Source organism: Edaphosphingomonas haloaromaticamans, assembly GCF_001853345.1.
GTDB classification, from domain to species: domain Bacteria; phylum Pseudomonadota; class Alphaproteobacteria; order Sphingomonadales; family Sphingomonadaceae; genus Sphingomonas_E; species Sphingomonas_E fennica.
In genome coordinates, this window is the sequence record NZ_MIPT01000003.1 from 26598 (window position 1) to 44601 (window position 18004).

At 59.6% G+C, this 18004-nt stretch carries 14 protein-coding genes and 2 pseudogenes; 13 read left to right on the forward strand and 3 right to left on the reverse strand.

Features of this window, described 5'->3' with window-relative positions:
• Positions 1 to 189: 189 nt before the first annotated feature.
• From BHE75_RS22405 to BHE75_RS23745, 11 genes are all read left to right on the forward strand, one after another.
• Positions 190 to 2547 carry a TonB-dependent receptor gene (locus BHE75_RS22405; protein WP_070936392.1) on the forward strand — a complete coding sequence of 786 codons (2358 nt, stop codon included), beginning with the start codon at positions 190 to 192 and terminating at the stop codon, positions 2545 to 2547.
• A gap of 118 nt (positions 2548 to 2665) precedes the next feature.
• Positions 2666 to 3520, forward strand: a complete 855-nt coding sequence (locus BHE75_RS22410) for an alpha/beta fold hydrolase (RefSeq protein ID WP_070936442.1) — start codon at positions 2666 to 2668, stop codon at positions 3518 to 3520.
• 118 nt (positions 3521 to 3638) lie between these two features.
• The gene (locus tag BHE75_RS22415; protein ID WP_070936394.1) at positions 3639 to 5507 is read left to right on the forward strand and encodes an FAD-dependent monooxygenase; all 1869 of its coding nucleotides are present in this window, start codon (positions 3639 to 3641) and stop codon (positions 5505 to 5507) included.
• Positions 5508 to 5748: 241 nt separating this feature from the next.
• Entirely contained in the window at positions 5749 to 6729 is a 981-nt protein-coding gene (locus tag BHE75_RS22420) for an NADPH:quinone reductase (RefSeq protein ID WP_070936395.1), read from the forward strand.
• Positions 6730 to 6745: 16 nt separating this feature from the next.
• Positions 6746 to 8671, forward strand: coding sequence for an AMP-binding protein (locus BHE75_RS22425; RefSeq protein WP_070936397.1), 1926 nt, complete (start codon positions 6746 to 6748; stop codon positions 8669 to 8671).
• The gene (gene bphC / locus BHE75_RS22430) at positions 8671 to 9546 is read left to right on the forward strand and encodes a biphenyl-2,3-diol 1,2-dioxygenase (RefSeq protein WP_070936399.1); all 876 of its coding nucleotides are present in this window, start codon (positions 8671 to 8673) and stop codon (positions 9544 to 9546) included. Before BHE75_RS22425 ends, bphC begins: the two co-directional genes overlap by 1 nt.
• Before the next feature lie 41 nt (positions 9547 to 9587).
• Positions 9588 to 10460 carry an alpha/beta fold hydrolase gene (locus BHE75_RS22435; RefSeq protein ID WP_070936401.1) on the forward strand — a complete coding sequence of 291 codons (873 nt, stop codon included), beginning with the start codon at positions 9588 to 9590 and terminating at the stop codon, positions 10458 to 10460.
• A 148-nt stretch (positions 10461 to 10608) separates the two neighbouring features.
• A complete protein-coding gene (locus BHE75_RS22440; protein ID WP_070936403.1) occupies positions 10609 to 11394 on the forward strand; it encodes a 2-keto-4-pentenoate hydratase in 786 nt (261 codons plus the stop codon).
• A 2-nt stretch (positions 11395 to 11396) separates the two neighbouring features.
• A complete protein-coding gene (locus BHE75_RS22445) occupies positions 11397 to 12353 on the forward strand; it encodes an acetaldehyde dehydrogenase (acetylating) (RefSeq protein ID WP_070936405.1) in 957 nt (318 codons plus the stop codon).
• The gene (gene dmpG / locus BHE75_RS22450; RefSeq protein WP_070936407.1) at positions 12350 to 13393 is read left to right on the forward strand and encodes a 4-hydroxy-2-oxovalerate aldolase; all 1044 of its coding nucleotides are present in this window, start codon (positions 12350 to 12352) and stop codon (positions 13391 to 13393) included. The genes BHE75_RS22445 and dmpG overlap by 4 nt, the downstream gene beginning before the upstream one ends.
• Positions 13394 to 13429: 36 nt before the next feature.
• Positions 13430 to 14056, forward strand: coding sequence for a biotin carboxylase N-terminal domain-containing protein (locus tag BHE75_RS23745; protein ID WP_084653593.1), 627 nt, complete (start codon positions 13430 to 13432; stop codon positions 14054 to 14056).
• A gap of 135 nt (positions 14057 to 14191) precedes the next feature.
• Here BHE75_RS23745 and BHE75_RS24315 read toward each other — a convergent pair.
• A pseudogene (locus BHE75_RS24315) lies at positions 14192 to 14643 on the reverse strand (IS5 family transposase); the annotation flags it as partial.
• 68 nt (positions 14644 to 14711) lie between these two features.
• Here BHE75_RS24315 and BHE75_RS22465 point away from each other — a divergent pair.
• Positions 14712 to 15649 (forward strand): annotated as a pseudogene (locus BHE75_RS22465) (IS3 family transposase); the annotation flags it as partial.
• 54 nt (positions 15650 to 15703) lie between these two features.
• Here the strand turns inward: BHE75_RS22465 and BHE75_RS22470 are convergent.
• Positions 15704 to 16468, reverse strand: a complete 765-nt coding sequence (locus tag BHE75_RS22470; protein ID WP_013054031.1) for an IS6-like element IS6100 family transposase — start codon at positions 16466 to 16468, stop codon at positions 15704 to 15706.
• On the opposite strand from BHE75_RS22470, the gene BHE75_RS22475 reads away from it, so the two are divergent.
• On the forward strand, positions 16455 to 17528 hold the full coding sequence (locus tag BHE75_RS22475; RefSeq protein ID WP_139181865.1) for an FAD-dependent monooxygenase: 1074 nt from the start codon (positions 16455 to 16457) through the stop codon (positions 17526 to 17528). The genes BHE75_RS22470 and BHE75_RS22475 overlap by 14 nt on opposite strands.
• A gap of 240 nt (positions 17529 to 17768) precedes the next feature.
• Here the strand turns inward: BHE75_RS22475 and BHE75_RS22480 are convergent, their stop codons facing one another.
• Positions 17769 to 17954, reverse strand: coding sequence for a hypothetical protein (locus BHE75_RS22480; RefSeq protein WP_137866686.1), 186 nt, complete (start codon positions 17952 to 17954; stop codon positions 17769 to 17771).
• Positions 17955 to 18004: the final 50 nt, after the last annotated feature.

The following is an 18004-nucleotide window of genomic DNA, read 5'->3' on the forward strand; positions in this document are numbered from 1 at the left end:
AGACGCAGCCGCGACCGTCGGTGTGCAGCAGGATGGCGAATAGCGCCCATCAAACAGCCATTTTCTGTGATCAAGCCAAGCGGCTGAAAGCACGCTGGCGAAATTGGCACGGTCCTTGCTGATCTCGGTCGGGACAGCGCCCAAGTTTCTACCTGGCGCTAAAAAAGAACAATCACTGGGAGAGATCTGATGGAAAATAAGAACGTACGTTCCGGTTGTCAGGCTGCAGGTTTGGCCCTCGCGGTAGGATTGCTATATGCACCTGTCGCATCTGCCCAGGAAGCTAGCACCACAGATCAAGCACCCGATGGAGGCATCGGGGAAATTATCGTCACGGCGCAGAAGCGCAGTGAACGGCTGTCGGATGTGCCTCTTTCCATCACCGCCGCGACGGGAGAACAGTTGCGTTCGCGGGGTGTTACGTCAACGTTCGATTTGGAGCGGGTTGTGCCAGGCTTCACGGCCCAGCAAAGCGCCTATGGCCCACCAGTCTTCACCATTCGCGGCATTGGGTTCTATGACACCTCGACGGGGGTCAGTCCGACCGTCAGTGTCTATGTCGACCAGGTTCCGCTGCCCTATTCGGTAATGACGCCTGGCGCCTCACTCGACCTTGAGCGGGTGGAAGTGCTGAAGGGCCCCCAAGGCACACTTTTCGGGCAAAACTCCACCGGCGGGGCAATCAACTACATTGCTGCGCGGCCGACCGATGAATTCCGCTTCGGCGGAAGCGCCACGTATGGCCGCTTCAATCAGTTCGACGTCGATGGCTATGTGAGCGGCCCGTTGGCGGAAGGTGTCAAGGCCCGGCTTGCTGTTCGCCATGAAGACCGGGGGGACTGGCAGTATAGCCAGACACGCAATGACACGCTCGGTCGCCGTAACTTTACCACGGGGCGCCTGCTGCTCGATGTCGAGCCCAGCGACAAGCTGAAGCTTCAGTTCAACCTGAATGGCTGGATCGACAAGTCCGACAGCCAGGCCGCGCAGTACATTGCCTATGCGCCGACCAACCCGGTGGGCTTTCCCGAAGAAAAGGCCTTTTTCGCCACAGCGGTAAGAGCGCCCAACAACGCACGCGTTGCGGATTGGGACCCCGGTGTCGATTTCCGGCATGACGACCGGTTCTATCAGGGGTCATTGCGGGCGGATCTCGAATTGTCGCCAAGTGTGACGCTAACTTCGATCACGGCTTACACTGACTTCCGCGGTCGTAACCCCAATGATTCCGACGGCGTGGCGTTCAATGATCTGTTTTTCCTGATCAAGTCTGACATCAGCTCCTTTTCGCAGGAACTGCGCCTTTCGGGTGATACGCCCGGCCTGAAATGGATGGTTGGCGGTAATTATCAGCGCGATACTGCGGACGAAGATCAGCTCGGCACAGTTTCGGGCAGCAACTCCGGCATCGCCACGCCGGCGTTTGTCAACCGCTACCGTAACTTCGACATCCGTAACGATCAGAAGATCAAGACTGCCGCCGTGTTCGCGAGCGTCGACTACGAGATCGCACCAAAGGTTACGCTGCAGGGTTCCGTCCGTTATACGGATCAGCGTCGCAGCGCCAATGGCTGCCTGTTGGATGCGGGCGACGGGTCTTTCGGAACAGCCTTCGGCAACCTCTACAGTCTTCTTCAGACGATCGGATCGGGGGTCCCGACCACAATCACCATTCCGAAGGGCGGATGCGTTACTTCCGACGCGAACTTCCTGCCCGTGACCAACGTTCCGGGGACGCTCAACGAGGACAATCTCTCATGGCGCGCGGGGCTGAGCTGGAAGCCCAACAGCGATCTGCTGCTTTATGCCAACGCAACGAAGGGTTTCAAGGCGGGGAGCTTTGCCGGTGTGCCGTCGGCCTCGGTCACCCAGTATATTCCCGTAACGCAAGAGTCCGTCTTGGCTTATGAAGCCGGGTTCAAAACGTCACTGCTTGATCGCCGTGTCACGCTGGAAGGCGCGGCCTTCTACTACGATTATCAGGACAAACAGATCCTGGGCTTCATTAATACCGGCTTCCCCCTGGGCACATTGCCAAAGCTGGTGAACATTCCCAAGTCGCGGGTAGCGGGCTTCGAATTGTCGACGACCATCCGCCCGGTTGCTGGGCTGAGCCTGCGCGGCGCAGCTTCCTACATCAACTCCAAGGTGACGCGGAACTACCAGACACCCGATTCTGGCGGCACCCTTGTCGATCTCAAGGGCGAAGGGTTCCCTAACACGCCCAAGTGGCAGATTTCGGGCGGCTTCGATTACGAGGTGCCTGTCTCAAGCGCGATCAATGGCTTTATTGGGGCGGATGTGAACTATCGTTCCAAGACGGTCGCGGCCTTCGGCAGCGATCCGCGGTTCGCGATTGATAGCTATGCGCTCCTCAACATGCGTGCGGGCATCAAGAGCAACAACGATAGCTGGCGTGCGGAAGTCTGGGGACGCAACATCACCAACAAGTATTATTGGAACGGCGTTTCGCACGTCATCGATTCCTTCTCCAAGGTTGCGGGCATGCCGGCAACCTACGGAGTAACGGTGTCGTTCCGATACTAATGTCCCGGTGAAGGCGGCCCTTGGGTGACCCTCTCCACACCCAGGGGCTGCGCTTTCCCATCCGATGCACACCATTGTTGCTGCGCGGAATAGATTTCTCCTGATCGAGGATTGCATGATGTCAACGGAAGCACAAACCAGCCAATACATCGATACGCCGCGTTGGCGATTGCACTACCACGTGGCTGGCGAGGGGCACCCGCTGATCATGCTGCACGGTTCTGGCCCAGGAGCCAGTGGCTGGAGCAACTTCAATCCCAATTTCGCGAAGCTGGCCCAGCGCTACAAAGTCTATCTGCTCGACTTTCCGGGCTGGGGAAAATCGTCCGAATATGACCCAACCGGGGAGAACCGCTTTCTCGCCAATGTCGAGGCGACCCGCTTGTTCATGGACGGTCTTGGTATCGAAAAAGCAGCGCTAGTCGGCAATTCGATGGGCGGGCTTGCTGCACTGATGATGACCGCACTGCACAACGACCGGGTCACTCATTGCATTACCATGGGCGCACCGGCACCCGGCGGCCCGCAACTGTTCTTTCAACCCGGTGGCCCGACAGAGGGGCTCAAGATTCTCTTCGCGACATATGCTGATCCAAGCCCCGAGAATTTTCGCAGGCTGGTCAATGTAATGGTCTTCGACCCGGCCTATGCGACCGATGAACTGGTGAACCAGCGCTCCGCAAATGCCCTCGCGAACCCTGCGCATTTGTCCAATTTTCTTAAGGGCGCGGCCGCCATGAATATCGATGGTCTGGGCCAGGACGAGGTTTTCGCGGGCCTTGCACGCACAACTACGCCCTCGTTGCTGATCCATGGCCGCGACGATCGGACCGTGGGCGTGGAGCACAGCATGCGCCTGGCGGGTGTCATGCCAAATTCCAGCCTCATCGTCTTCAACCGCTGTGGCCATTGGGCGCAGCTTGAACATGCAGATCGGTTCAATGCCATGCTTGCAGCGTTTATCGACGCCTGACCGGGCCGATTGGCGCCGCTTCAGGACCTGCGTTCCAAACGCTGACCATCCGTGAAGCACTCCGCCTGCCCTAGGCCGATTACCGGACAAGCAATCCAACTTTGAAGGGTAACCCAAGATGACTTCAGCAGTTCAAAAACCGGCGTATGAAACCGAGGTTCTGATCATCGGCACCGGGCCGGCAGGCGGCACCATGGCCTTGGCTCTGGCCAAAGCGGGCATTCGCACGGTGATCGCCAACCGCTATGGCTGGACCTGCCGGACACCCCGCGCTCATATCACCAACCCTCGGGCGATGGAAATTTTTCATGACCTCGGTGTGATCGATGACGTCAATCTCTACGCGTCGCCTAACGAGTTGATGGGCGAAAACGTGATGTGCCAGAGCCTTGCGGGCGAAGAGTTCGGCCGCCTGCGTACCTGGGGCCATGAGCCCGGCCGCCGCTTCAACTATGCCCTTGGGACCCCGGAAGTCTTCGTCGATCTGCCGCAGAACTATCTGGAAAAAATTCTACTGGGTGCCGCTGCACACAAGGGTGCGGAGGTGTTGCTTCACACCGAATTCGTCAAGTTTGATCAGGATGATGAGGGCGTTACCTCGGTCCTGCGCAATCGGCTGACGGGTGAAGAGTACTCGGTGCGATCAAAGTATCTCGTCGGCGCTGACGGCGCGCGGTCGGCGATCGCGAAACAGCTGAATCTGCCCTTCAAGGGCGATATGGATAAGCTGGGCGCGACCAATATCGTTTTCACGGCCGATCTGACTAAGTATGTCGAGCATCGCCCAAGCTCGCTCTACTGGATGTTCACACCCGGAGAAGCACCGGGCGGGTTGATGATGGGGGCCCTGCGGATGGTTCGCCCATGGACCCGCTGGCTGGCAACGACGTTTTTCGACATCAACAATCCGCCCGTGATTGATCATGTCGAAGCACGCCGACTCATGCACAGGTTGATCGGTGACGACAGCATCGACGTTCAGATTGAATCGGTGTCGTTGTGGGCATTCAATGAATGCTGGGCGACCCGGTTTCACCAGGGCCGTGTGTTCTGTGCCGGAGACGCGGTACACCGCCACCCGCCACTGAAGGGTCTGGGTTCGAACACCTCGGTTCAGGACAGCTACAATTTGGCTTGGAAACTCGTCCATGTCCTTAAGGGAATGGCCACTCCGGCGCTGCTGGAAAGCTATTCGCAGGAACGCGTGCCCGTGGCCGAAGAGTTTGTTCCTGCCGCCTTTGGCGCGATGAAATATTACGACCAGGTTGTAGCCGCACTCAATCCTACCTTGTCCGACGATCCCGCCGTGTCCTCTGCCAGCTTTGAAATGCTCAAGGGCGAAAGTGCTGACCTGTCTGCGCGGCGACAACTGCTTCGGGAGGCTGTCGCCGACACCTACCGGACGTATGACTGCCCTGGAATCGAGATGAACCAGCGGTATCAGAGCTGCGCAGTGGTGACGCCTGAAGGCGAGACTGCGCCGCCCTTCTCGCAAGATGCCGAGATTTACTATCAGCCCACCAGCTTCCCGGGCGCTCGCTTGCCCCATGCATGGCTGTTCAAGGACGGATCGAAGATCTCGTCACTCTATGTATGCGGTGGCGGTGAATTTACGTTGCTCACTGGCAACAGCGGGGCCGGATGGCGTGCAATTGCCAAAGCTGTGTCAGACAAACTGGGCGTGCCCATCAAGGTTGTGACCATTGGTCTGGGGCAGGATTATCAGGACCACTATGGCGATTATGCCCGCATCAGCGAGGTCGATGAAAGCGGCGCGCTGCTGGTACGGCCCGACGTCTATATCGGGTGGCGCGCTGGTTCGCTGACGGAAACGGCAGCAGTTGACCTTGAAGCCGCTTTTTCCACCATTCTGGGGCGAGGGGCATCCGGACATGGAGAGCTGAAGGCCAGTGGAGCTATCCAACCCTCGAAGAAATTCGATGAAATGGACAATGCCCTCACGGCAAAATTCACGCCGGCTTCTTAAGGCAATGAGATGAGCGCGAAAGGTGTTGTGGCACGGCAGGTGCCGCGACGCAGGGGCCGGCAATTTTACGCGGCTAGATCAAGACGGGCTTCGGCTTCGGTCAGTTTCTAACAACCCGGCCGCCCCGCGCAACTGTGGCGCAATGCGGGGCGGTCGAGGCTGGATCGAACAGCTGATCGGCGTGGTTCTTCGAAAGGGCCAGCGGTCGATACGCCAAGCAAGCTGAACAACGGGAACTGAAATGCGGACTGCACAGTATGGCGAAATCGGCGAAGCGGCGGATGTCCTCGATATTGTGGACTGCCCGCATCCTGTAACGGGCCCTGGCGAAGTTCGGGTCAGGGTAAAGGCGTCCGGGGTAAATCCGTCCGACGTCAAAATCAGAAGCGGACATATTCCTTCGCCTTGGGGATTTCCACGCACCCCACACAGCGACGGCGCTGGCGTGATTGATGCTGTCGGCGAAGGCGTCGATCCTGCCCGGATTGGCGAGCGTGTGTGGATTTTCAATGCTGCGTGGGGCCGCACCACTGGAACCGCAGGCGAATATGTCGTTGTGCCGGAGAATTTCACCGCACCGCTGCACGACGATATCTCGTTCGAAATCGGCGCTTGCCTAGGCATCCCTGCATCGACAGCTCTGCACGCACTCACCTTAAATGGGGATATTCGGGGGAAAACCGTTCTGGTCGCGGGTGGCGCCGGCGCCGTTGGCCATTACGCCGTCCAGTTTGCGCGGCAACTCGGCGCAGCCAGGATATTGGCCACGGTCAGCAGTTCGGAGAAGGCCGAATTGGCGAGGCTGGCCGGAGCGGATCGGGTTATAAACTATCGCACAGAAGGCACCTTGCAGGTCATCATGGACGCCACAAGCGGCGCGGGTGTTGACCTGATTGTCGAGGTCGATCTCTCGGTCAACGTCGATCTCGATGTTGCGGCATTGGCAAAAGAGGGGCGCCTTGTCGCGTATGGCAGCTCGGAACGGGAGTTCAAGATGCCGTTCTCGAAGTCCATCCTGAAGAATATCGGGTTTGATTTCTTCATCCTCTATCATTTGCCGCAAGCGCGACGTCACGAGATTTGCCAGGGCGTGAATGACCTCATCGCTCAGGGAAATATCGTCCACAATATCGCCGAAGTGTTGCCACTGCATTCGATCGTCAAAGCGCACGAACGGGTCGAGTCTGGCAGTGCCATCGGCAATATCGTTCTTGCGGTCTGAGGGCGGGAGCGCGAGCATGTCAAACTATCGCACAACCTATGATGAGTGGATGGCCGATCCCCTGAGCTTCTGGGCGGCGGCTGCCACTGCAGTGGATTGGATCGCAACGCCAACAGAGAGCGTCGTTGATCCACAAGGATTGGCCAGTTGGTTTGCCGATGGAACGTGCAACGTCTGCTGGAATGCGGTCGATCGGCACGTCGTTGCCGGGCGGGGTGACGAAGCCGCGCTGATTTATGACAGCGCCATTCTCGGCATCAGCAAGACACTGACCTTTTCGCAGTTGCTGGACGCGGTCGAACTGTTTTCGTCGGTGCTGCGCAGCCATGGCGTAGCGAAGGGCGACCGGGTCATCATCTATATGCCGATGATCCCCGAAGCAGTCATCGCGATGCTGGCTTGCGCGCGTCTGGGAGCGGTCCATTCGGTTGTCTTCGGCGGCTTTGCTGCGCACGAATTGACAGTTCGCATCGATGATGCCGAACCCAAAGTTGTCGTTTCGGCATCGTGCGGATTGGAGCCGAACCGGATAATTGCGTACAAACCACTGCTCGACGAAGCCATAGCAAATAGTCGCCATAAGCCCGAGGCGGTAATCGTCCTCCAGCGGCCGCAGCTTTTTTGCGAACTACGCCCTGAACGTGATTACGATTGGAATGCCGAGTGGAGTGCCGCGATTACTCGTGGCGACAGGCCGGAATGTGTCGAAGTGCGAAGCACCGATCCGCTCTATATCCTCTACACGTCCGGTACGACCGGCAAGCCAAAGGGCGTTGTTAGGCAACAGGGCGGCTATATGGTCGCCCTGGTTTGGTCGATGAAGAATGTCTTCGGCATCGGTGCAGGCGATGTCTACTGGGCCGCATCCGATCTCGGCTGGGTCGTGGGACATTCCTATATTACCTACGGCCCGTTGCTTGCCGGATGCGCCACCGTCATCTTTGAAGGAAAGCCTGTCGGCACGCCCGATGCGAGCACCTTCTGGCGCGTGATATCGCAGCACAAGGTGAATTTGCTGTTCACGGCCCCAACGGCCCTGCGCGCAATTCGCAAGGAAGACGCAGGCGGCGTGCTGCCACAGAAATTCGATCTGTCTTCGCTGCGTGCGATTTATATCGGCGGAGAGCGGGGCGATCCAAGCGTCATCAAATGGGCAGAATCTGCGCTGGACGTTCCGGTGCTGGATAACTGGTGGCAGACCGAGACCGGTTGGCCGATGACTGCCAATCCGACCGGATTGGGAACAATCGAAGTCAAGTACGGATCGGCGGCCGTGCCGATGCCTGGCTATGATATCCAGATACTCGATGCAGAAGGCGAACCCGCTCCTATTGGAGAAACCGGATCGATTGCTGTCAAACTGCCCCTGCCGCCTGGTGCCCTGCAGACACTCTGGAACAACCATGGCGGCTTTGAGGAATCATACCTCACTGAATTTCCCGGATATTACAAGACAGGCGATGCTGGTTACATCGATCAAGACGGCTATGTCTTCATCATGAGCCGGACCGACGACATCATCAATGTCGCGGGCCATCGGCTGTCGACCGGTTCGATCGAAGAAGCGATTTCGACGGTCGATCAAATCGCGGAATGTGCTGTTGTCGGAGTTGCCGACGGCATCAAAGGCGAAGTTCCGCTTGTACTCTTCGTTGTTTCAGATGGCGCTTCTGCGAAATCAGCCGAAATTTCCGCCATGGCAACATCTGCTGTTCGAAGCCGAATTGGATCAATCGCTACTCCGAAGATCATTCTGTCGATTTCGCGACTGCCCAAGACCAGATCGGGCAAGATTCTGCGCAGCACGATCCGGAAAATCGCGAATGGCGAACCATGGACCATGCCTCCGACAATCGAGGATCCGTCGGTCCTCGATGAGGTTTCTGCGGCCCTGGCCGGAGTGGGATTGCCAGAGAAATTGGGAACTGAGGGAGAAATCTGATGACTGTTGATCGCCTTGGCTATCTTGGCTTCGACGCGTCCGATGTCGATGCGTGGAGCAGATATGCGAACAATACGCTCGGCATGATGACGGCGGCGAAGGGCAAGGACTCCGACCGCTACAGGCTGGATTCGCGCGCGTGGCGGCTTGCTGTGCACCGCGGTGAAGCGGATGACATTTCCTATGCCGGGTTCGAAGCTGCCGATGCCGCAGCATTCAATTCCACTGCAGAGCGCTTGCGGCAGATGGGCTATCAAGTGACGAACGAACCTGACGATCTCAAAGCGGATCGCGGCGTGATCGACCTGGTGTCGGTCATCGATCCATCGGGTGTAAGGATCGAGGTCTATTATGGCGCCACGGAATTGTTCGAAGTTCCGTTTGTGTCTCCCGTCGGTGTTTCGTCATTTGTTACCGGTGAGCAGGGATTTGGCCATATCGTTCTAGCCACGCCCGACCTCGAAAAATCGATGGAATTCTACGTTGCTGGTCTCGGGATGGAGCTTTCCGACATCATCGACTGGGATCTCGGACCCGGCGGTAAGCACAAGCTTCACTTCTTCAACTGCAACCGACGGCATCACAGCCTGGCTTTGCTGCCTGCCCCGGCCCCCAAACACATTCATCATTTCATGATCGAGTCTGCTTCGCTTGATGATGTTGGTCGAGCGATTGACCGTATGGAGCGCGACTCTCGAATTCTCCTGACATTTGGTCGTCATACGAACGATCACATGTATTCCTTCTATGGGATCACCCCTTCCGGTTTCGCGGTCGAGTTCGGCTGCGGACCGCGCGACGTTGATCGCTCCTGGTCGGTCGTTCGATATGACAGCATCAGCATGTGGGGTCACAAGTTCATTTCCCCTGAGTGACTGTTCCAAACCAAACACATGAATTTTGAGGAATAAATCTCATGGGAAGCATTGCAACTGCAGGGACTGATAACCCTGAAATATCCAAGTCAGTGATCGCCGCTGGCATTCGCACCAATTATCACGATGTGGGAGAAGGCTCTCCGGTCGTATTCATCCACGGGTCTGGTCCGGGTGTTTCTGCCTGGGCAAACTGGCGGATGATATTGCCAAAAATCTCGCAGCAGAACCGTGCAATCGCCCCGGACATGGTCGGCTTCGGCTTCACGGATCGTCCGGAAAACTTCAAATACGGTGTTGAAGCTTGGGTTCAACATCTTCTGGGCTTTCTCGACGCCCTCGGCCTCGATCAGGTTGATCTTGTCGGCAACTCGTTTGGCGGCGCACTATCGCTGGCTGCAGCGATCCGTCATCCTGATCGGTTCCGGCGCTTGGTGCTGATGGGCAGCGGCGGCATCAAAGGGTCAATCTTGCCAGGGCTCGATGAAGTGTGGGGCTACACGCCCTCGCTTGAGAACATGCGCCGCATGCTCGACATTTTCGCATACAACCGCGATCTTGTAACCGACGAACTCGCCCAGATCCGCTATGAGGCGAGTATTCGGCCCGGTTTCCAGGAATCCTACAGTCAGATGTTCCCGGCCCCACGCCAACGCTGGTTTGACTCGTTGGCATGTCAGGAAGACGACCTGCGCAAACTTCCCCATCAGACCCTGATTGTTCACGGCCGTGAGGATCGGGTCATCCGTGTGGAGGATGCCTATCGCATGGCAAGCCTGATCCGGCGCGCGCAACTGCATGTCTTCGGGGAATGCGGACATTGGACTCAGATCGAGCGGTCCAGTCGATTTGTTCAACTGGTTGGCAATTTCCTGGCCGAAGCTGCTTCAAGCGAACCCATTCCGCTGAGCTAAGGCGCGATAGTTCGTTCAATCGGAGACGCCTCAAGGCGGCGTCTCCGATTGAATATGCAGCCTTACGCGCGGCCCGAACGAGACCAGCATCATTGCGGATCGGCACAGCCAGGCAGGCCAGACCGTTGGCGACTAGAAAGAGAGAACCATGCTCAAGCCAGATTATGAAGAGCTCGCAAGGCGACTGCGCGACGCCTACACCGGCGAGACGCTACCGCCGCTGCGCGAGTGGCTGGAGCCGACCGATGCGGCCGGGGCCTATGCGGTCCAGGCGATCAACACAAGTTTCTGGGAAAGCCAGGGCCGCGGCATCGTTGGCCGTAAGGCTGGCCTGACTGCCGAGGCCGTGCAGAAGCAGCTTGGCGTCGACCAGCCCGATTTCGGTGTCCTGTTTGACGACATGCAGATTGCGGACGGCGGTAATCTTGATCCGGCGCGCTGCATCCAGGCCAAGGCCGAAGCGGAAATAGCCTTTGTTCTGGGCGCGGACCTGCCATCGGCTGACACCACGGCAGAGCAGGTCGCGGCGGCGGTCGCCTCGGTCCATGCGGCGATCGAGATTGTCGACAGCCGCATTGCCGACTGGAAGATCACCTTTGCCGATACCGTCGCCGACAACGGCTCTTCGGCGTTCTTCGTCCTGTCCGATCAGGGCCTACCTCTGGCTGGTCTCGATTTGGAGGGTGCGGCCATGACCATGACGCTCAACGGCAACGTGGCCTCGTCCGGGATCGGTTCGGCGGCGCTGGGCAATCCGCTCAACGCGGCGGCCTGGCTGGCCCGCACTCTGGCAGCAGGCGGCGACCCGCTGAAGGCTGGCGACATTCTGCTGGCCGGCGCCCTCGGCCCGATGGTGGTGCTGAACGCCGGAGACGAGGTTCGCACTGATGTCGCCGGCATCGGCACCTGTTCCTTCTCGTTCAACGGAGCCTGATTATGGCCAAGACCAAGGTAGCCATCATCGGTTCGGGCAATATCGGCACCGACCTGATGATCAAGATAATGCGCCTTTCCGGCGTACTGGAAATGGGCGTGATGGTCGGGATCGATCCGGCCTCCGATGGCCTCGCCCGCGCGCAGCGACTGGGTGTTGCAACGACGGCGGAAGGGATCGATGGCCTCATCAGGATGCCCGAGTTTGCGGACGTCGGGATCGTGTTCGACGCTACTTCGGCCGGAGCGCACAAGCGCAACAGCGAACTGGTGCTCGCCGCTGGCAAGCGCATGGTCGACCTTACGCCTGCCGCGATCGGGCCTTACGTGGTGCCGCCGGTCAATGGCGAAGTGTGCCTCGATGCCAAGAACGTGAACATGGTCACTTGCGGCGGCCAGGCGACCATCCCGATCGTGGCGGCGGTGAACCGCGTGGCCAAGGTCCACTATGGCGAGATTGTTGCCTCGATTGCCTCGAAGAGTGCTGGCCCGGGCACCCGCGCCAACATCGACGAGTTCACCGAGACCACCAGCCAGGCGATCATGGACGTCGGCGGCGCGACGCGCGGCAAGGCGATCATTATCCTCAACCCCGCCGAACCGCCTTTGATCATGCGCGATACAGTCTATTGTCTGTGCGAAGATGCCGATCAGGATGCGATCCGCAAGTCGGTGGAAGACATGGTCGCCGAAGTGCAGAGCTATGTCCCCGGCTACCGCATGAAGCAGGCCGTACAGTTTGAGCATATCGGCTCCAACCGTCCGCTGCGCATCCCGGAAATGGACGGCGAATTCACCGGGCTCAAGGTCTCCGTCTTCCTCGAAGTGGAAGGCGCGGCCCATTACCTGCCGGCCTATGCCGGCAACCTCGACATCATGACCTCTGCCGCGCTCAAGACGGCCGAGAAGATCGCGAACCGCATGCACGACAACGAAATACAAGGGGGAGCGGCAGCATGACTTTCGACCCGACCCAGCAAAAGCTCTACATTCAGGACGTCACTCTGCGTGACGGAATGCACGCTATCCGTCACCAGTATGGTCTGGACCACGTCCAGGCGATTGCCCGCGCACTTGACCGGGCCAAGGTCGACGCGATCGAAGTCGCCCACGGCGACGGCCTGCAAGGCTCCAGCTTCAACTACGGCTTTGGCGCCTACACCGATTGGGACTGGATCGGCGCCGTGGCCGAAGTGCTGGAACACTCGGTGCTGACCACCCTCCTTCTGCCCGGCATCGGCACAGTCCACGATCTGAAGCACGCTTATGAGTTGGGTGTGCGTTCGGTGCGCATCGCGACCCACTGCACCGAAGCGGACGTCAGCAAGCAGCACATCGAGGCGGCGCGCAACTTGGGCATGGACGTCTCGGGCTTCCTGATGATGAGCCACATGACCAGCCCGGAAGCGCTGGCCCAACAGGCCCAGTTGATGGAAAGTTACGGCGCGCATTGCGTCTACGTCACCGACAGTGGTGGCGCGATGAGCATGGATGACTACGCGGCGCGCGTTGCCGCCTACGACAAGGTACTGAAGCCCGAAACGCAGCGCGGCGTGCACGCGCACCACAACCTCAGCCTTGGTGTCGCCAACTCCATCGTCGCGGTGCAGAATGGTGCGGTCCGGGTCGATGCGAGCCTTGCCGGCATGGGCGCGGGGGCAGGCAACGCTCCGCTCGAAGTGTTCATCGCCGCTGCCGACCGCATGGGCTGGAACCATGGCTGCGACCTTTATGCCCTGATGGATGCCGCCGAGGATCTGGTGCGTCCGCTGCAGGACCGCCCGGTACGCGTTGACCGCGAAACGCTGACGCTGGGCTATGCCGGTGTCTATTCCTCCTTCCTGCGCCACGCTGAAAAGGCTGCCGGGGAACATGGCATAGATACCCGCGCCATCCTTGTGGAACTGGGTCGCCGCAAGATGGTCGGAGGCCAGGAGGACATGATCGTCGATGTCGCGCTCGATATGATCAAGCAAAGGTCGGCAGCCGATGGGCAATGACTTTGAGAACCTTGCGCAGCAGCGGAGCTCCGCGCGATGAGAAAGATTCTTGTCGCCAACCGCTCCGAGATCGCGATCCGTGTCTTTCGTGCTGCTACGGAACTAGGGATACGAACGGTTGCAATATATGCAGAGGAGGACAAGCTTTCTCTCCATCGGTTCAAGGCGGATGAGGCCTATCATCTGGGTGAGGGTCTTGGACCGATTGCAGCCTATCTGGATGGCCCGCGGATCATCGAAATCGCGAAGGCCGCTGGCGTAGATGCAATCCATCCTGGTTATGGATTTCTGTCCGAGAACCCTGATTTCGCAAAAGCCTGTGCCGACGCAGGTATTACCTTCATTGGTCCGAGCCCTGCGACAATGCACAGCCTGGGCGATAAGGTATCAGCGCGTAACATAGCGGTTAGCGTCAGTGTGCCGGTTATCCCGGCGAGTGAACCGCTGCCCGACGATGAAACTGCGATCAAAATGATCGCGGCAGATATCGGTTATCCTTTGATGCTCAAGGCGAGTTGGGGCGGCGGTGGACGCGGCATGCGCCCGATCGAGGATGAGAGTGGTCTCATTGAGGCCGTGCGCTCGGGCAAGCGCGAAGCGAAGGCTGCCTTCGGCCGGGATGTGAAGCAGCGTTGGAGTGGGACCCGCTCTGACGGGAGGTAATGCATTGATTTCTATCCTTATACTGGCGCATGCCGGGGTCCCGATCGGCGCCGATCGGGACCCCGGTCAAAACCAACTTTTTACGGCAATTCAAAATGATAGATCGTGAAGTAGGAGGGGCCCGTTCCAGCGCCGATCCACACCCTTGTCCGCGAGCAGCGCCGTGGGTGTGGCGACGGGGATCGCCATCAGCGGTTCGGCAGCGGTGTAGTCGGAAGCCTCGCCGCCGGTCAGGATGAAGCCGACAGGCAGTCCCTGATTGTCGCAACGGGCGTGGATCTTGCTCGTAAAGCCGCCGCGTGATCGACCAAGAGCGTTCGCACAAGCCCCCCTTTTCCGCCCGCTGCCGAGACGTGGCCGCGAACGCTGGTGCTGTCGATCATGTGTTGCCAGTCGTCGGTCAGACCCAGGTCGACCAGTGTTTGCAGCAGGGCATCCCAGACACCTTGTTCGGCCCAGCGACGGAAGCGCACATAGACGGAGTTCCACTTGCCGTATCGCTCATGCATGTCGCGCCAGGGACAGCCGACCCGCAGCACGTGAAGCATTCCATTGAGGAAAAGCCGGTTATCGCCCGCCGGCCGCGCCCAACTGATCTGCCTCCTTCTGAGTGGTCCAAAATTGATGATATTTTGGATTTCGAAGGAGATTATGAATGCCGAGCAAGAAGCATCGCCCGGAAGAGATTATCGGCAAGCTGCGTGAAGCGGAGGTTGTTCTGGCGCAGGGTGCGACGACCGCAGAAGCGTGTCGCCGGATCGCGGTCAGCGAGCAGACCTATTATCGGTGGCGCAAGGAATATGGCGGCCTGAAGACCGATCAGGCGCGGCGAATGAAGGACCTGGAGAAAGAGAATGCGCGGCTTCGTCGTGCGATCTCTGACCTGACGCTGGACAAACTGATCCTGCAGGAGGCCGCCCGGGGAAACTTCTGAGCCCCGCGCGCCGAAGGCGCTGTATCGATCACATCAGAATGATGATGCCGGTGTCCGAGCGACGGGTCTGCCGCGTGCTCGGGCAACATCGATCGACACAGCGCAAGGTGCCTCGCGGGGCCGATGACGAAGCAGCTCTCACCGCGGATATCATTGCGCTGGCGCGGCAATATGGTCGTTATGGCTATCGCCGAGTGACGGCGTTGCTGCGCAATGCAGGGTGGCATGTGAACCGCAAACGGGTCGAGCGCATCTGGCGACGCGAGGGGCTCAAGGTGCCGCAAAGGCAGCCGAAGCGCGGGCGGCTCTGGTTGAACGACGGATCGTGCATCCGGCTTCGGCCGGAATATCCCGGGCACGTCTGGTCCTATGACTTCGTCGAGGGTCGCACCCACGATGGTCGCAAATACCGCATCCTGTCGATCATCGACGAGGCGAGCCGGGAGTGCATGGCGTTGCCCGTGGCGCGTAAGCTGAAGAGCGACGATGTGCTGGCGGCGCTGGCCGAACTGTTCGTCACGCGCGGTCCGCCCGCGCATATCCGGTCCGACAATGGCCCGGAATTTATCGCGACGGCGGTGCAGGAATGGCTGGCGAAGGTCGGCGTGAAGACGCTCTACATCGCCCCCGGATCGCCATGGGAGAATGGATACTGCGAGGGCTCTGTTGCAAAGATTGGCGGCAGTCACAGGTAGGCTGTCGCTCTGCGCCGATCAGGCGGCTGCTGCGAAATGGTGGTTGAGCATGTCCATGGCCTCCGTCAGTGCCGAGGGCCCAATGCCGAAAGCTCTCTCCACAAGGCGCACCTCTCCCCTGATGCCGGGCTGCAGGCACCAGGGACGAGCCTGTCCTTTGCGCAGGGCTCGCATGACTTCGAATCCCTTGATCGTGGCATAGGCCGTGGGGATCGATTTGAAACCGCGCACCGGCTTGATCAGCATCTTGAGCTTTCCGTGATCGGCCTCGATCACGTTATTGAGATACTTCACCTGCCGGTGGGCCGTCTCCTGGTCCAGCTTTCCTTCGCGCTTCAATTCGGTGATCGCTGCACCATAGCTCGGCGCTTTGTCAGTATTGAGCGTGGCCGGCTTTTCCCAGTGCTTCAGGCCTCGCAGGGCCTTGCCCAGGAACCGCTTCGCTGCCTTGGCGCTGCGGGTCGGCGACAGGTAGAAATCGATCGTGTCGCCCCGCTTGTCGACTGCCCGGTACAGGTAGGTCCACTTGCCCCGCACCTTGACGTAGGTTTCATCCAGGCGCCAGCTCGGATCAAAGCCACGCCGCCAGAACCAGCGCAGCCGCTTCTCCATCTCCGGGGCGTAGCGCTGGACCCAGCGATAGATCGTCGTATGGTCGACCGAAATGCCGCGTTCCGCCAGCATTTCCTCAAGGTCGCGATAGCTGATCGGATAGCGACAATACCAGCGCACCGCCCACAGGATCACATCACCCTGGAAATGGCGCCACTTGAAATCCGTCATCGCTCCATCCGTTCAATCTCCGCCAAGCATGCTCAAGCTTCACGATTTTTGCAACAGAGCCAGCTGGGTGATAGATCCGGCCCGTCCCTTCGACCCCAAAGACCGCAGCGTGCTGGAAACGCGGGTTCGGGCAGCGATCGGCGATCGCACGACGCCGTTCGAGATCATCGATGCATCGGTATGGAGCGTGAACCGTCTCTATGCCCCTGAATACAGGCAGGGACGGGTGCTCTGCATGGGGGACGCGGTGCATCGGCACCCTCCGACCAACGGCCTCGGCCAGAATACGTCCATCGCCGATGCCTTCAACCTCGCATGGAAGCTCAAGTTCGTGCTGGACGGCAAGGCCGGCTCCTCGCTCCTCGATACTTATAGTGCCGAGCGAGCACCGATCGGCCGCCAGATCGTGGAGCGTGCCAATCGCACCCTGTTTGAGATGGGCGCCATTCCTGCGGCGATCGGGATCGTTCCGGGCCAAAGCACAGAGGATCGTTGGGAGCGGGTTTTAACCCTCAGCGACGATACTGAAGAGGCGAGGGCGCGTCGGGCGGCGTTGGATGAGGCGGTAAAGCTTCAGGACTTCGGCTTCAATGCAATTGGGGTCGAACTTGGCTATCGATATCGTGTGGGCGCCAGGGTTGATGACGGTACGCCCGAGCCGATACCTCCGGGGCCAAGCGATATCTGCTACCAGGCGACCACATGGCCGGGCGCGCGCCTGCCGCACGCGTGGATCGAGCTTGGACGGCGCACCGTATCCACCCTCGACGTCGTGGGCCATGGCCGCTTCGTTCTGCTCACTGGCCCCGGGGGTGGGGCACCTTGGCGTGCGGCGGCCGAGCAGGCGAGGGAGCGCACCGGCGTGCAGATCACGGTGCACGAGATCGGCACGAGCCATGGCATGCTCCGCGACCCATTGCTCCAGTGGCGCGCCGTCAGGGAGGTAAGCGACAACGGCGCGGTGCTCGTGCGGCCGGACGCTCATGTCGCTTGGAGGGCAGCGACGGCGGACCAGGCGTCGAAGCTGCCAGCGGTAATGGCGGAGCTGCTCCGACTTTAGCGGTGCCGATCGTCAGCTACGTAGTGGTCCCTCAGGGAGACCGGCAAGGGGAGGCTGGTCAGGGTCAAGTCGCCAACCGCTTTGGCGATCAACGTCGTTTTCGAGATCGGCTGCCCTGATCTTCCGACCGCCATGTGACGACGTCCGCGCCGATCACGGATAGAAGCATGAACCCCGAGCCGATCGGCTAAACCGGTTTCCACTCGGGTCGAACCGCCGCGATCTCGGCGAGAGACGGGGTTACCTGCAGTCCGACAGCTGCTCATACCGATCAAAGATCCGGCTGAGGGTGTCGCGTGCCACGGGCTTGCCCTGGCGCAGCTTTCGCCAGGTGCTTTCGCTGATCCGATATGTCTCGAACAGCCCTGCAGAGGTCGCCGCAGGAAGGCGGCGTTTGAGGTTCTCAAACTCGTCGGCACTGATCACGACAGTGTCTCGCGGCATGTCCGTTCTCTCTCCTCGTAAACTCTACGACT

What these genes read in the sequence shown, in the direction of transcription:
- BHE75_RS22405 (WP_070936392.1), top strand. Translation starts at nt 190, where the DNA reads ATGGAAAATAAGAACGTACGTTCCGGTTGTCAGGCTGCAGGTTTGGCC.
- BHE75_RS22410 (WP_070936442.1), top strand. Translation starts at nt 2,666, where the DNA reads ATGTCAACGGAAGCACAAACCAGCCAATACATCGATACGCCGCGTTGG.
- BHE75_RS22415 (WP_070936394.1), top strand. Translation starts at nt 3,639, where the DNA reads ATGACTTCAGCAGTTCAAAAACCGGCGTATGAAACCGAGGTTCTGATC.
- BHE75_RS22420 (WP_070936395.1), top strand. Translation starts at nt 5,749, where the DNA reads ATGCGGACTGCACAGTATGGCGAAATCGGCGAAGCGGCGGATGTCCTC.
- BHE75_RS22425 (WP_070936397.1), top strand. Translation starts at nt 6,746, where the DNA reads ATGTCAAACTATCGCACAACCTATGATGAGTGGATGGCCGATCCCCTG.
- bphC (WP_070936399.1), top strand. Translation starts at nt 8,671, where the DNA reads ATGACTGTTGATCGCCTTGGCTATCTTGGCTTCGACGCGTCCGATGTC.
- BHE75_RS22435 (WP_070936401.1), top strand. Translation starts at nt 9,588, where the DNA reads ATGGGAAGCATTGCAACTGCAGGGACTGATAACCCTGAAATATCCAAG.
- BHE75_RS22440 (WP_070936403.1), top strand. Translation starts at nt 10,609, where the DNA reads ATGCTCAAGCCAGATTATGAAGAGCTCGCAAGGCGACTGCGCGACGCC.
- BHE75_RS22445 (WP_070936405.1), top strand. Translation starts at nt 11,397, where the DNA reads ATGGCCAAGACCAAGGTAGCCATCATCGGTTCGGGCAATATCGGCACC.
- dmpG (WP_070936407.1), top strand. Translation starts at nt 12,350, where the DNA reads ATGACTTTCGACCCGACCCAGCAAAAGCTCTACATTCAGGACGTCACT.
- BHE75_RS23745 (WP_084653593.1), top strand. Translation starts at nt 13,430, where the DNA reads ATGAGAAAGATTCTTGTCGCCAACCGCTCCGAGATCGCGATCCGTGTC.
- BHE75_RS22470 (WP_013054031.1), bottom strand. Translation starts at nt 16,468, where the DNA reads ATGACGGATTTCAAGTGGCGCCATTTCCAGGGTGATGTGATCCTGTGG.